The 12558-nt window shown below is 67.1% G+C and carries 9 protein-coding genes; 7 read left to right on the top strand and 2 right to left on the bottom strand.

The window, feature by feature from the left end; genetic code table 11:
* The first annotated feature begins 32 nt into the window (after positions 1–32).
* Positions 33–1700, top strand: a complete 1668-nt coding sequence (locus LZ199_RS27000; protein ID WP_256569447.1) for a bifunctional 3-(3-hydroxy-phenyl)propionate/3-hydroxycinnamic acid hydroxylase — start codon at positions 33–35, stop codon at positions 1698–1700.
* A 94-nt stretch (positions 1701–1794) separates the two neighbouring features.
* On the opposite strand, the gene LZ199_RS26995 is transcribed toward LZ199_RS27000, so the two are convergent.
* A complete protein-coding gene (locus LZ199_RS26995) occupies positions 1795–2544 on the bottom strand; it encodes a hypothetical protein (RefSeq protein WP_253996635.1) in 750 nt (249 codons plus the stop codon).
* A 19-nt stretch (positions 2545–2563) separates the two neighbouring features.
* Positions 2564–4639 carry a PilZ domain-containing protein gene (locus LZ199_RS26990; protein ID WP_253996634.1) on the bottom strand — a complete coding sequence of 692 codons (2076 nt, stop codon included), beginning with the start codon at positions 4637–4639 and terminating at the stop codon, positions 2564–2566.
* Positions 4640–5104: 465 nt separating this feature from the next.
* Here LZ199_RS26990 and LZ199_RS26985 point away from each other — a divergent pair, with 465 nt between their 5' ends.
* From LZ199_RS26985 to sucC, 6 genes are all read left to right on the top strand, one after another.
* The gene (locus LZ199_RS26985; RefSeq protein WP_253996633.1) at positions 5105–5668 is read left to right on the top strand and encodes a histidine kinase; all 564 of its coding nucleotides are present in this window, start codon (positions 5105–5107) and stop codon (positions 5666–5668) included.
* Between the two features lie 185 nt (positions 5669–5853).
* Positions 5854–7152, top strand: coding sequence for an NADP-dependent isocitrate dehydrogenase (gene icd / locus LZ199_RS26980; RefSeq protein WP_253996632.1), 1299 nt, complete (start codon positions 5854–5856; stop codon positions 7150–7152).
* 33 nt (positions 7153–7185) lie between these two features.
* Positions 7186–8130 carry a malate dehydrogenase gene (gene mdh, locus LZ199_RS26975; RefSeq protein ID WP_253996631.1) on the top strand — a complete coding sequence of 315 codons (945 nt, stop codon included), beginning with the start codon at positions 7186–7188 and terminating at the stop codon, positions 8128–8130.
* A gap of 222 nt (positions 8131–8352) precedes the next feature.
* Positions 8353–10230, top strand: coding sequence for a succinate dehydrogenase flavoprotein subunit (sdhA, locus tag LZ199_RS26970; RefSeq protein ID WP_323389877.1), 1878 nt, complete (start codon positions 8353–8355; stop codon positions 10228–10230).
* A gap of 80 nt (positions 10231–10310) precedes the next feature.
* Complete coding sequence (gene sdhB, locus LZ199_RS26965) at positions 10311–11117, top strand: succinate dehydrogenase iron-sulfur subunit (RefSeq protein WP_253996629.1); 807 nt, start codon at positions 10311–10313, stop codon at positions 11115–11117.
* Between the two features lie 276 nt (positions 11118–11393).
* Complete coding sequence (gene sucC / locus LZ199_RS26960; protein ID WP_163866993.1) at positions 11394–12554, top strand: ADP-forming succinate--CoA ligase subunit beta; 1161 nt, start codon at positions 11394–11396, stop codon at positions 12552–12554.
* Positions 12555–12558: the final 4 nt, after the last annotated feature.

Raw genomic sequence — 12558 nt, 5'->3', positions numbered from 1 at the left:
TGGCTTGATTATTCCAAGGCCTGGCCTGGGGGATGAATCAAAGGCAGCTCAACAAGCACGGCACCCGGAGGGCGGACGTGGCTCCAGAAACTGTTGATGTCATCATCGTGGGATGTGGACCGGTCGGAGCGATGGCAGCCAATCTGCTGGGGCTCCAAGGCGTGAGGACCCTGGTGGTGGAGAAGGAGCTGTCCCCGCATGGTCAGTCCCGCGCCATCAGCGTGGATGACGAGGCCCAGCGCATCTTCCAGGCCGCGGGCCTGGAGGGCGAGCTGGGGCCGGGCTTCCATCCGTGCCACACGCTGCGCTACCTCGACGACCGCCTGCGCTCGCTCGCGGAGGTGGACTTCGCGGGGTTGGATCAGCCGTACGGCCACTACGTGGGGGCCTTCTTCCAGCAGCCGCGCATGGAGGCCGGGCTGCGGCGGGGGATGGCGCGCTTCGAGAACGTGGAGCTGTGGCAGGGCCGCGAGGTCGAATCCTTCGTGCAGGATGGCGAGGGGCTCAACGTGCGCGTGCGCGAGTGCGGCACCGACAAGTCCGTGACGGTGCGCGCGCGCTACCTGCTGGCCTGCGACGGCGCCCACAGCTCCATCCGCCGCAAGCTGGACCTCAAGCTGGAGGGCACCACCGCGCTGGAGCACTCGCTGGCGATCACGGTGAGCACCACGTCGCCGGAGCCCGACTACACCAGCTACCTGTGCGGACCGAACCGTCGGGGCTTCATCGCGCGCACCGCGCGGGACGAGATGCGCTTCGACCTGATTGTCGACCCGGGCGCGGACCTGGAGGCCGTGCGGCAGCCGGACCACGTGCGCTCGCTCATCGCGCACTACATCGACCCGGCGACGGTGACGATCCGCTCCGTCAACGTCCACTCGTACCACAGCCGGCTCGTGGACCGCTGGAGGGTGGGGCGCGCGTTCCTGCTCGGGGACGCCGCGCACCTGATGCCGCCCTTCCTGGGCCAGGGCCTGTGCGCGGGCTTCCGCGACGCGGCGAACCTGACCTGGAAGCTGGCGCGAGTCCTCGACGGCTCGGCGGACGACTCGCTCCTGGACACGTATGAGCAGGAGCGCCGGGGCCACGTCGCGGAGGTCATCAAGAGCTCGGACGCCATGGGCCGGGCGATGATGACCGGCGGCCAGGTGCTGGCGCGCGCGCGCAACGTGCTCATCCAGCTTCTCTACCGCCTGCCCGTCACCGGGGAGTTCATCCGCCAGTTCAAGGTGAAGCCCGCCTTCGCGCTGGAGAAGGGCTTCATCCTCGGCGCGCAGCGGGCGAAGGCCGCGCCGGAGGGCACCTACTTCCCGCAGCCCCGCGTCGAGGCCTCCGAGGGCCAGCGGGTGCTGATGGACCACGTGCTCGGCGAGGGCTTCGTGGTGCTGACGCGGCCCGGAGCGTCGCAGGACACGCAGCGGGAGGCGCGCGCGCTGGCGGCCGAGCTGGGCGCGCGGGCCTGGTCGGTGCTCTCCGCGGAGCGCATCGGCGAGCCACCCCCGGACGCCTTCGTGGACACGGAGGGCCGGCTGGGCGCGTGGTTCAAGCACCACGGCAAGGACGTGGTGGTGCTGCGCCCGGACCGCTACGTGTTCGGCACGGCGAGCGGTCCCAGCCTGGACGGGCTCCGCCGCTCGCTGCGCGGACTCATCCGTCCCCGGCCTCGAGGCGGCTCCACCGAGGTCCGCCGCGCCGGGTGAGGCGAGGGCAGTCGGACGCGTGAAATGACGACGGGGCGCCCGGGCCGGAAGATGGCCCGAGGCGCCCCGGAGTGCTTTTCACCAGCAGGTGAGGTCAGGCCGCCGCGGCGGGCTTGAGCAGACCCTGGGCGCGCTCGACGCAGTCGCCCATGAAGCGCAGGTAGATGTCGAGCGCCAGCGCGCCCGTCTTGCCGATGACCTCCGCCTTCTCGGGCACCTGCGTCAGCAGCTTGCCGAGCATCACCTCGTTGAGGGCGGTGTGGCCCACGTCGATTTCGGCGTGCTCCTTCACGAAGGACATCGCCTCCATGATGTCCTCGCCACACACGCGCTTGGCCTGCTCCATCAGCCCGGGCGCGAAGACGACCGACAGGTTCTCGATTTCATATTCAATCGCGACCTGGGCGGCGGGCATGGGCCCGACGATGGTGTCCTCGTGGATCTTCCGGTACTCCACCATGGCCTGCGTGGGCACCTGGTTCAGCAGCGCGTTCGCATCCAGCTGGGGGCCGCGCTTCGCGTTCCACCGGGCGACGAGGCTCTTGGTGTCCTCGATCATCATCAGGTGGTGGCCTTCCTCGTGCTTCGCGTGGGTGATGAGCTTCTCGCCCACGTCCTTGAGGCCCATCTTCACGGTGGCCTCGCCGGCGCGGCGAATCCAGCCGTCCACCGGCTCCGTCATGTACACGCCCAGCGAGTTGAGCTGGATGAGGAAGCCTTCCACGAGCGCGGGGTCGACGTTCGGATCCAACAGCGTCTTGAGCGCGGGGGAGGACTTGAGGCGCTCGCGCACCTCGACCACGTGGGGAACGTACTTCTGCTCCACGAGTTGCTTGTTGCTCATGTCGAACCTCTAGGGCGTGTTAGCGAGGGTTGTGGGCGCCACGGCGCCCGATGGTCAGCTCACTGATGTGCTCAAGGAAGTCGGGAATCAGCTTGGAGGAGATGATCCACATGAATGGATCAGGTCCGCCGTGGATGCCGGCCTCCTGCACGTAATCCCCCCCCTCGTCCTCACACAGGAAGTGGAACGAGGTGCGGCGTCGCGCGGCATACCAACGGCGCGCGGCATCCACCAAGGCGACATAGGTGGACGGTCCTTCTTCGGTCAGCGAGAACAGGCGGGCCATGTCCAAGAGGCAGTACAGGTTCGTGCCCCGCTGACCCAGCTCCAGCACCGTCGCGGCCACGGGCACTCCGCCCCGCCGGGCGACCAGAATCTCGCGCTCACGCTCGAGACCGAATTCCTTCCAGCGCGCCTGCACCGGGCGCATGTCGATGCGCTCCCGCGTGAAGTCCAGCGCTTCCACGTAGCAGGCCGGGCGGGTGCGAGCGATGGTGTCCGCCAGCAGCGTCAGCTCCTGCGGCGTGGCCAGCCCCACCTGGATGCCCTCATGGGTGCGGCCGGTCTGCTCATGGGTGAGCACGTCCAGCATGTGCACCTTGCGGGTGAAGGCCAGGCCCTGGCCCGTCTCCATCTGCCGCTCGGCGTAGCGCACGTGCGCCTTGGCGATCCACGGGTTGAGGGCCTCCACGTAGGCCACCACCCAGCGGAAGTCCGGGTCGCTCTGCGGGTGCTCGAACGTGCGCACGTACAGGTCGCGCATGATCTGCCCCGGCTCCGTCACGCTCGGAGGCGGCTTGCCGGGACGCTTGGCGACCTGGTGCCCCATCCACGCGTGGCGGTAGGGCTTCATGAAGGACAGCGTCGCCTCGGGCCCGCGCTCCGACGGCCACACCGCCTGGCAGAAGAGCTGCGGGACTTCCGCGCCGCGCTTCGCCATGGTCCGGAACGACAGCCGCAGCTCCTCGAACTCCTCGGTGGACTTGCCCGCCAGGCTGAAGAAGCCGGAGCGGGTGAACAGGTCCCACAGTCCGTCCTCCATGTCCTCGCTGGTGCGAGTGGCCGGGGACGTCGTCTGTGACACGAAGCGCACCCAGCGCGCCTCGTCCACGGAGTAGGGCTGCACGCTCAGGCCGCACAGCACGGTGCCGTCCGCGCGAGGGCTGGTGACGTAACGGATTTCGCCACGCAAAGTCAGAGTCTGGCCCGCGCCGGTCTCCAGCTCGATGTGCGGCGGCAGGAGGCCGGGGAACATCAAATCCTCCGGCTTGCAGCGGATGCACAGGCCGGAGAAGGACAGGTCCACCGCGTCGCGCTGCAGCTCCCCCAGCTCCCGCCAGAGCGGGTGGTGGAAGCGCACGCTCGCGCCGGTGGGCGCGGGGACGCGGCGGTGCCAGCGGTGACGGATGCGGAAGATGCGCGTCGGCAGCGGCGTGAAGAGCCGATCTCCATCCGTGCCGCCCGCCTCCAGCTGCATCCGGTAGGCGCTGTTGTAGCCGATGACGTCCACGTCGTAGGGCGCCTCGCCCCAGTCAGTGACGGTCTCATCCGTGCGCCACTCGAGCTGGGCCGTCGCCGAGTTGAAGCGCTCCAGCACCATCTGCACCGAGCGGCCCATGCGGCGCAGCACGCCCTTGTTCCCCGCCGCGCAGATGGCGCTGAGGATGGAGCGGATGCGCTCGGGCTGCTCGATGGTGTCCTGCATCGGGAGCGCCGAGGCCGCGGGCTCCGCGACGCCGTTGCGCAGGGCGTCCGCCAGCATGGCGAGGATCTGCCGGCCCTGCTCCACGGTGACACCCACGAGCTGCAGGCCCACGGGCGCGCTGGCCGTCTCGGAGTCGGTGCGGATGAACGCACCCACCAGCGGACCAATCGTGACGCCACGGCCCTTGAGGAAGACGGGCAGGGTAGGGGACTCGGCGTGGTTCACGGGGCCTCGCGGCATCACCCAGACCACGGTGGGGCTCAGCCGCGTCACCTCGCCAATAATCCCGTCCAGCGAACCCAGCGAGCAGGTGATGGCGTTGGGGCCTCGACCGTGCAGCGAGTATCCCGAGTCATCCAGCGCGGCTTCCGCTGGCGGCAGCGGAATCACATTGATGAAAGCGTCTCGGCTATCGAACTCGACCGTCCGCCGGTCAGAGAGTGGGTTTCCCCCTTCCATGTCCAGGAGCCCCCTTCTCCGGTAGTGAGGAACGCCTGATGCGGATGGCGAAGTTGCAAGCACAACAGTTCCTCCCTGCTCCAGCGGTGCTGCGGTGGGCGGCATTTCGCTATGGGTCCGTATCATACGGAGTCGGCAGGAACAGTCAAATCGAATTTGTGCAGCCTTGCTGTTTTCGTCAAGGCCGGAATCTAGGTCACTGGGTCAACCGTGACAGGTCATTTCTCCAAGTTTCACGAACTGTATGCCCAGCACCCGACAACGCCACCGCCAAGATGTCGCGCAACTGTAATGTCACCAGTCAACCACGCTCTGCGTGCTTTCTCGTAGTGAAATGGAGCGAGTCGGATTGCTCCAGTAAACTCCTTCCTGCACGCCAACCAGATGAGGTGAGCGATGAGCGCGGCACGGGATTGGGTGGGAAGCACTTCGGGTGAAGCGACGGACGAGGGCGGACGCCCCGTGCGCGTGGCCTCCCTGGAGTCGGTGGAGGGGCCGGATTTCCACCAGGTGGATGTGGCGGCGCTCATGCGTGAATCCAAGGAATTGCTGGAAGTCACACGCAGAATCCACGGCATCGCGGTGAAACTGGAACTTCCAGAGGAAGCGGTGCTGGCGCGGACGGGTGTGCGGCGCACACGGCAGGTGTTGTTGCTGTTGATGGCGCACGCGGCGGACCACGCCGGGGAAGCCGGGGTTCGCGTCTGCCTGGATTCGCCGGACGACTTCGGTGACGAGGGCCCGCGCTTCCAGGTGGTGACGCCGGACGCGCACCTGTCGGAGCGGGAGCTGAGGGCCGTGTTGCTGTCGCCCATGCTGGTGGGGCCGGCGCACCGGCGGCTGGCTCGCGCGCGGGAGCTGGTGGAATCCGTGGGCGGGACATTGGATGTGGCGCGCGGAGTGGAGCAGGGGCTCACCGTGACGGTGGAGCTGCCCGCGCCCGGCCTGGCCTGCTGGTAGTCGGGCCGGCGAGAGGACATCGAGTGCTCGTGGAGCGCGCGAGGGGACATCCTCTCGTGCCGCGCCGCTGGGTCCGATAAGTCCTGCACCCTGGAGGGGTGGCCAAACTCCTTGACGGGAGGGGGGCGGGTTCTCGACTATCCCGCGCCAATTCTTACACGGCCACACCTTCCAGGAGCACGTCCATGGCGCCCCCGTCGTCCGGCGAGAAGATCACCCTCCAGAACGGCAAGCTGTCCGTCCCGGATCACCCGATCATCCCCTACATCGAGGGCGACGGCACTGGCCGCGACATCTGGCGCGCCTCGCAGGCTGTCTTCGATGCCGCGGTGGAGAAGGCCTACAAGGGCAAGAAGAAGATCGCCTGGTACGAAGTGCTGGCCGGCGAGAAGTCCTTCAAGGCGGTCAACAACTGGCTCCCCGATGAGACCGTTGAGGCCTTCCGCACCTATCTGGTGGGCATCAAGGGCCCGCTGACGACGCCGGTGGGCGGTGGTATCCGCTCGCTCAACGTGGCGCTGCGCCAGATGCTGGACCTCTATGTCTGCCTGCGTCCCGTGCGCTACTTCAAGGGCGTGCCCAGCCCGGTGAAGACGCCGGACAAGGTGGACATGACCATCTTCCGTGAGAACACGGAGGACATCTACACGGGCATCGAGTTCGAGGCCGGCACCCCGGCGGCGGACAAGTTCCTGGCCCTGCTGAAGCAGGAGTTCCCGAAGGAGTTCGGGAAGATCCGCTTCCCCTCCGACGTCGGCATCGGCCTGAAGCCGGTGTCCCACGAGGGCAGCGATCGGCTCATCCGCGCGGCCATCCAGTACGCGGTGGACCACAAGCGCAAGAGCGTGACGCTGGTCCACAAGGGCAACATCATGAAGTTCACCGAAGGCGCCTTCCGCAAGTGGGGCTACGAGCTGGCCGCGCGGGAGTTCGGTGACAAGGTCTACACCTGGGACCAGTGGGAAGTGACGAAGGCCGCCAAGGGCGAGGACGCGGCCAACGCGGAGCAGAAGGCCGCCGTCACCGCCGGGAAGATCATCATCAAGGACTCCATCGCGGACATCACCCTGCAGCAGGTGCTCACGCGTCCGGACGAGTTCGACGTCATCGCCACGCTGAACCTCAACGGCGACTACCTGTCGGACGCGCTCGCGGCCCAGGTGGGCGGCATCGGAATCGCGCCGGGTGGCAACATCAACTACGTGACCGGCCACGCCGTCTTCGAGGCGACGCACGGCACGGCGCCCAAGTACGCGGACCAGGACAAGGTGAACCCCGGCTCCGTCATCCTCTCTGGTGAGATGATGTTCCGGCACCTGGGCTGGCACGAGGCCGCGGACCTGATGATCCAGGGCATGGACCGCGCCATCGCCGCCAAGACGGTGACCTACGACTTCGCCCGCCTGATGAAGCAGGAAGGGCAGTCTGGCGTGAACGAGGTGAAGTGCTCCGAGTTCGGTCAGGCCATCATCAAGCACATGTAGTCCCCTCACGGGGAAATGGGAGACGGCGAATCCATGGCTCAGAATCGCAAGAAGAAGATTGGCCTCATCGGCGGCGGGCAGATCGGCGGCAACCTCGCGCTGCTGGCGGTGCAGAAGTCGCTGGGTGACGTGTTCCTGTACGACATCCCCGTGGCCGAAGGTCTGGTCAAGGGCAAGGCGCTGGACATCAACCAGCTGGCGGCGGTGGACGGCTACGACTGTCGCGTCACCGGCACCACGGACTGGAAGGATGTCGCTGGCTCGGACGTGATCATCATCACGGCCGGCATGCCCCGCAAGCCGGGCATGAGCCGCGAGGACCTGCTCGAGATCAACCTCAAGATCATGAAGGACGTGGCTGCCAACATCAAGCAGCACGCCCCGGGCGCGTTCGTCATCAACGTGGCGAACCCGCTGGACGCGATGGTGTTCGCGCTCCACAAGATCGCCGAGCTGCCGGACAACATGGTGGTGGGCATGGCGGGCGTGCTGGACACCAGCCGCTTCAAGTGCTTCGTGGCGGAGGCGCTCAACTGCTCCATCCGTGACGTGGAGGCGCTGGTGCTCGGTGGCCACGGCGACGACATGGTTCCCATGGTGCGTCACAGCACCGTGGGCGGCGTGCCCCTCACGGAGCTCATCGCGAAGGACAAGCTGGACGCCATCGTCAAGCGCACCCGTGAGGGCGGCGCGGAGCTGGTCGGCCTGTACAAGACGGGCAGCGCCTACTTCGGGCCCGCGGCCTCCTCCATCGCCATGGCGGAGAGCTTCATCTTCGACCGCAAGCGCATCCTGCCGGGCGCGGCGCTGCTGAAGGGCCAGTACGGCATCAGCGACTACTTCTTCGGCACCCCCGTGCAGATCGGCGCGGGCGGCATCGAGAAGGTCATCACCGTCGACCTCAACGCCGCCGAGAAGGCCGAGCTGGAGAAGTCCTTCCAGTCGGTGAAGAAGACGGTCGACTCAGTCAAGCTGTAATCCGTTCCAGCCGTGAAGCCCGCCGGAAGCAGTCGGCGGGCTTCACGGCTGATGCCGCGGATGACGCGGGCTTATCGCTTTCGACGCCGCCGTTGCGGCGCGGTTCCGCCAAGTTAACTAGCCTGTAGAACTCGCACGGGGATGTCCGGAGCGTGGCGCGCCAACGTGGCGAGCCGGCTGACGGCTGGCGCGTCCGGGATCCCGGCAGTCAAGGAGACGATGATGGCAGCAGCAGCGCGGTTCACGGTGGTGGGCGGCGGACTCGCCGGGCTGATGACGACGATCAAGCTCGCGGAGGCGGGCCACCAGGTGGATGTGCTCTCGCTCGTCCCGGTGAAGCGCTCGCACTCGGTTTGCGCCCAGGGCGGCATCAACGGCGCGGTGAACACCAAGGGCGAGGGCGACAGTCCGGAGATCCACGTCAAGGACACGCTGCGAGGCGGCGACTTCCTGGCCGAGCAGATCTCCGTGAAGGGCATGTGCTACGCGGCCCCCGGCATCATCTACCTGCTGGACCGCATGGGCGTGACGTTCAACCGCACGCCGGAAGGCCTGCTGGACTTCCGCCGCTTCGGCGGCACGCTTCACCACCGCACCGCCTTCGCCGGCGCGACGACCGGCCAGCAGCTGCTCTACGCGCTGGACGAGCAGGTTCGCCGCTATGAGGCCGAGGGCAAGGTCACCAAGTACGAGTACTGGGAGTGGCTCGGCACGGTGAAGGACGAGGGCGGCCGTTGCATCGGCAGCGTGGCGGTGGACCTTCGCACCATGGAGATCCGCACCTTCCCGGCGGAGGCCGTGTGCCTGGCAACGGGCGGCCCTGGCATCGTGTTCGGTCGCTCCACCAACTCCATCATCAACACCGGCACCGCCGCGGGTCGCGCCTACATGGAGGGCGCCATCTACGCGAACGGCGAGTTCATCCAGGTGCATCCGACGTCGATTCCGGGCGAGGACAAGCTGCGCCTGATGAGCGAGTCGGTGCGCGGCGAGGGTGGCCGTGTCTGGGTGCCCCGGAAGAAGGGCGACACGCGCGGGCCCCGGGACATCCCGGAGAGCGAGCGCTGGTACTTCCTCGAGGAGAAGTACCCCAAGTACAAGAACCTGGTGCCGCGCGATGTGGCCACGCGGGAGATCTTCATCGTCTGCCGCGACCTGGGCATGGGCATCGGGGGCAGGGACGGCGTGTACCTGGATGTGACGCACATCCCGGCCAAGACGCTGGACGCCAAGATCAAGGGCGTCATGGAGATCTACGAGAAGTTCGTGGGAGACGACCCGCGCGTCACGCCGATGGTCATCTTCCCGGGCATGCACTACTCGATGGGCGGCCTGTACGTGCAGTTCGAGGCGGACCCCAAGACGCTCACGCCGCTCGAGGGCAGCCCGAAGAACCAGTCCACCAACATCCCGGGCCTCTACGCCGCGGGCGAGGCGGACTACGCGTTCCACGGCGGCAACCGCCTGGGCGCCAACTCGCTGCTCTCCTGCATCTACTCGGGGATGATCGGCGGCCCGGCCATGGCGTCGTTCGCCAAGAGCAACACGACGAGCGCGGCGGCGATGCCGGAGAAGTACTTCCAGGACGCGAAGCGCTACTGGGAGGACCGGTTCGGGACCATCAAGAAGATGGCCGGCCCGGAGAACCCCTACGGCCTGAGCCAGGAGCTGGGCGACGTGATGACGGAGAACTGCACCGTCGTCCGCTACAACGACCGCCTGAAGAAGACGGTGGAGAAGATCCGCGAGCTGAAGAGCCGCTGGAAGAACGTCAACGTCCTGGACACGGGCAACTCGTCCAACCGGTCGCTGTCGTACACCAACCAGCTCTGGAACATGCTGGAGCTGGGCGAGGTCATCGCCACCAGTGCGCTCTTGCGCGACGAGAGCCGTGGCGCGCACTACAAGCCGGACTTCTCGCTGCCCGAGCCGAAGACGAAGGACCCCAACGACGACCCGTCGTGGATGGCGCTGTGGCAGGCGCGCCACGACAGGTGGGCGAAGACGACCATCGCGAAGTACGCGGAAGAAGGGCCGAACATCTCCTACGAGGACGTCCCGACGCCGGTGTTGAAGCCCGAGCCGCGCTGGTACGCGTGAGTCACCGGGAAACTTTCTGGGTGGGCCCGTGCGCGAGCGCGGGTCCCCGCAACTGACTTGGAAGTGAAGGGTCGAGCCACATGGACACCGCACAGGCAGGCGCCGTCAGCACCCAATCCATCTCCTTCCGCATCTGGCGGCAGGACGCTCCGGACCAGCCGGGCCGCTATGAGGAGTTCAAGGTCCCCTATCGCAAGGGCGCCAACGTCATCTCGTGCCTGATGGAGATCCAGCGCAACCCCGTCACCGTGGAGGGCAAGCGCGTGCCCCCCGTGGTGTGGGACGCCGCGTGCCTCGAGGAGGTCTGCGGCAGCTGCGCCATCAACATCAACGGACGGGTGCGCATGGCGTGCTCGGCGCTCATCGACAAGCTGGAGCAGCCGATCACCCTGGAGCCCATGAGCAAGTTCCCCGTGGTCCGGGACCTGGCCGTGGACCGCAGCCGGATGTTCGAGGCGCTCAAGAAGGTGAAGGGCTGGATTCCCACGGACGGCACCCACAACCTGGGGCCCGGCCCGCGCCAGTCCCCGGTGGACCAGTCCACGATGTACGTGCTCTCCACGTGCATCACGTGCGGCAGCTGCCTGGAGGCGTGCCCCCAGGTGACGCTGGGCAACGACTTCGTGGGCGCCGCGGCGATCTCTCAGGCCCGCCTGTTCAACATGAACCCCACGGGCAAGCTGAACTCCGAGGAGCGCGTGCGCGCGCTCATGGGGCCCGGTGGCGTGCAGGACTGCGGCAAGGCGCAGAACTGCGTGAAGGTCTGCCCGAAGGAGATTCCGCTCACCACCTCCATCGCGATGATGAACCGTCAGGTGACCAAGCTGGTCATCAAGGACCTCTTCTCGCAGGAAGAGGAGAAGAAGGGCCACAGCGGTCCGGGGTGACGCGTCCGTCACTTCCGTGACGTGCGAGCGGCCTCGTGCGCGTGTCCTCCGGGATACCGCATGGGCCGTCGCCGTTCGAGCGTTCGCCCCGTCGCCCGGGTGAGGTGAAGGCGGCCTCATCCACGCGGACATTCCTGGTTATCAGCTGTGCACACGCTGCCGCACCGCGGTGTGTGCAGGGTCAAACGGCCTTGCCATCCGTCGGTTTCTGCGCAATGAGGGCCACGCGCTGACGCCTGTAAGGGGTCGTCCCCCTCGTCTCCACATGGAGCCTCGATGAAGATCCACGAGTACCAGGGCAAGGAAATCTTCCGGAAGTACGGTGTGCCCACGCCGAAGGGAATTCTCGCCCTCTCGCCGAATGAAGCGGAGGCCGCGGCGAAGGAGCTGGGCACGTCCGTCGTCGTGGTGAAGGCCCAGATCCACGCGGGTGGCCGCGGCAAGGGCGGCGGCGTGAAGCTGGCCAAGAGCCCCGCCGAGGCGAAGGAACTCGCCAAGCAGATGCTTGGCATGATGCTGAAGACCATCCAGACCGGGCCGGAAGGCACCAAGGTCCACAAGGTCTACATCGAAGAAGGTCTGGCCATTGGCCAGGAGCTGTACCTGGGCGTGACGCTGGACCGCGTCACCAGCCGCGTCACCTTCATGGCGTCCCGCGAGGGCGGCGTGGAGATTGAAGAAGTGGCGGAGAAGCACCCCGAGAAGATCCTCCGCGAGACGGTGGACCCGGCGGTGGGCTTCCTCGACTTCCAGGGCCGCAACCTGGCCTTCGGGCTGGGCCTGACGGGCCCCACGGTGAACAAGTTCGCCCAGTTCTGCACCGCGCTCTACAAGATGTTCATCGAGACGGATGCGTCGCTGGTGGAGATCAACCCGCTGGTCATCCTGAAGGATGGCGGCGTGGTGGCGCTGGACGCGAAGGTGACGTTCGATGAGAACGCGCTCTACCGCCACAAGGACCTGCTGAACTACCGGGACCTGGCGGAAGAGGACGCGCGCGAGACGCAGGCCAAGGAGTGGGACCTGGCGTACATCGCGCTCGAGGGCAACATCGGCTGCATGGTGAACGGCGCGGGCCTGGCCATGGCCACCATGGACACCATCAAGCTGGTGGGCGGCTCTCCGGCCAACTTCCTGGACGTGGGCGGCGGCGCGAGCAAGGAGAAGGTGACGGCGGCCTTCAAGCTCATCCTGGCCGACCCCGCGGTGAAGGCGGTGCTGGTCAACATCTTCGGCGGCATCATGAAGTGCGATGTCATCGCGGACGGCATCATCGCCGCGGCCAAGGAAGTGCAGCTCAAGGTCCCCCTCATCGTTCGCCTGGAAGGCACCAACGTGGAGCAGGGCAAGGAACTGCTGCGCAACTCTGGCCTCGCCATCACCCCGGCGGACAACCTGCGTCAGGCGGCCGAGAAGGCCGTCGCCGCGCTGAAGTAGTCCG

Origin of the sequence: Myxococcus qinghaiensis (assembly GCF_024198215.1) — a bacterium.
Taxonomy (GTDB): domain Bacteria; phylum Myxococcota; class Myxococcia; order Myxococcales; family Myxococcaceae; genus Myxococcus; species Myxococcus qinghaiensis.
The sequence above is the reverse complement of the archived record's forward strand: the minus strand, read 5'-3'. Positions and strand labels throughout refer to the sequence as shown.

Bases quoted from the DNA above. Each gene is read 5' to 3' on its own strand.
- LZ199_RS27000 (WP_256569447.1), top strand. From the start codon at position 33: ATGAATCAAAGGCAGCTCAACAAGCACGGCACCCGGAGGGCGGACGTG.
- LZ199_RS26995 (WP_253996635.1), bottom strand. From the start codon at position 2,544: ATGAGCAACAAGCAACTCGTGGAGCAGAAGTACGTTCCCCACGTGGTC.
- LZ199_RS26985 (WP_253996633.1), top strand. From the start codon at position 5,105: ATGAGCGCGGCACGGGATTGGGTGGGAAGCACTTCGGGTGAAGCGACG.
- icd (WP_253996632.1), top strand. From the start codon at position 5,854: ATGGCGCCCCCGTCGTCCGGCGAGAAGATCACCCTCCAGAACGGCAAG.
- mdh (WP_253996631.1), top strand. From the start codon at position 7,186: ATGGCTCAGAATCGCAAGAAGAAGATTGGCCTCATCGGCGGCGGGCAG.
- sdhA (WP_323389877.1), top strand. From the start codon at position 8,353: ATGGCAGCAGCAGCGCGGTTCACGGTGGTGGGCGGCGGACTCGCCGGG.
- sdhB (WP_253996629.1), top strand. From the start codon at position 10,311: ATGGACACCGCACAGGCAGGCGCCGTCAGCACCCAATCCATCTCCTTC.
- sucC (WP_163866993.1), top strand. From the start codon at position 11,394: ATGAAGATCCACGAGTACCAGGGCAAGGAAATCTTCCGGAAGTACGGT.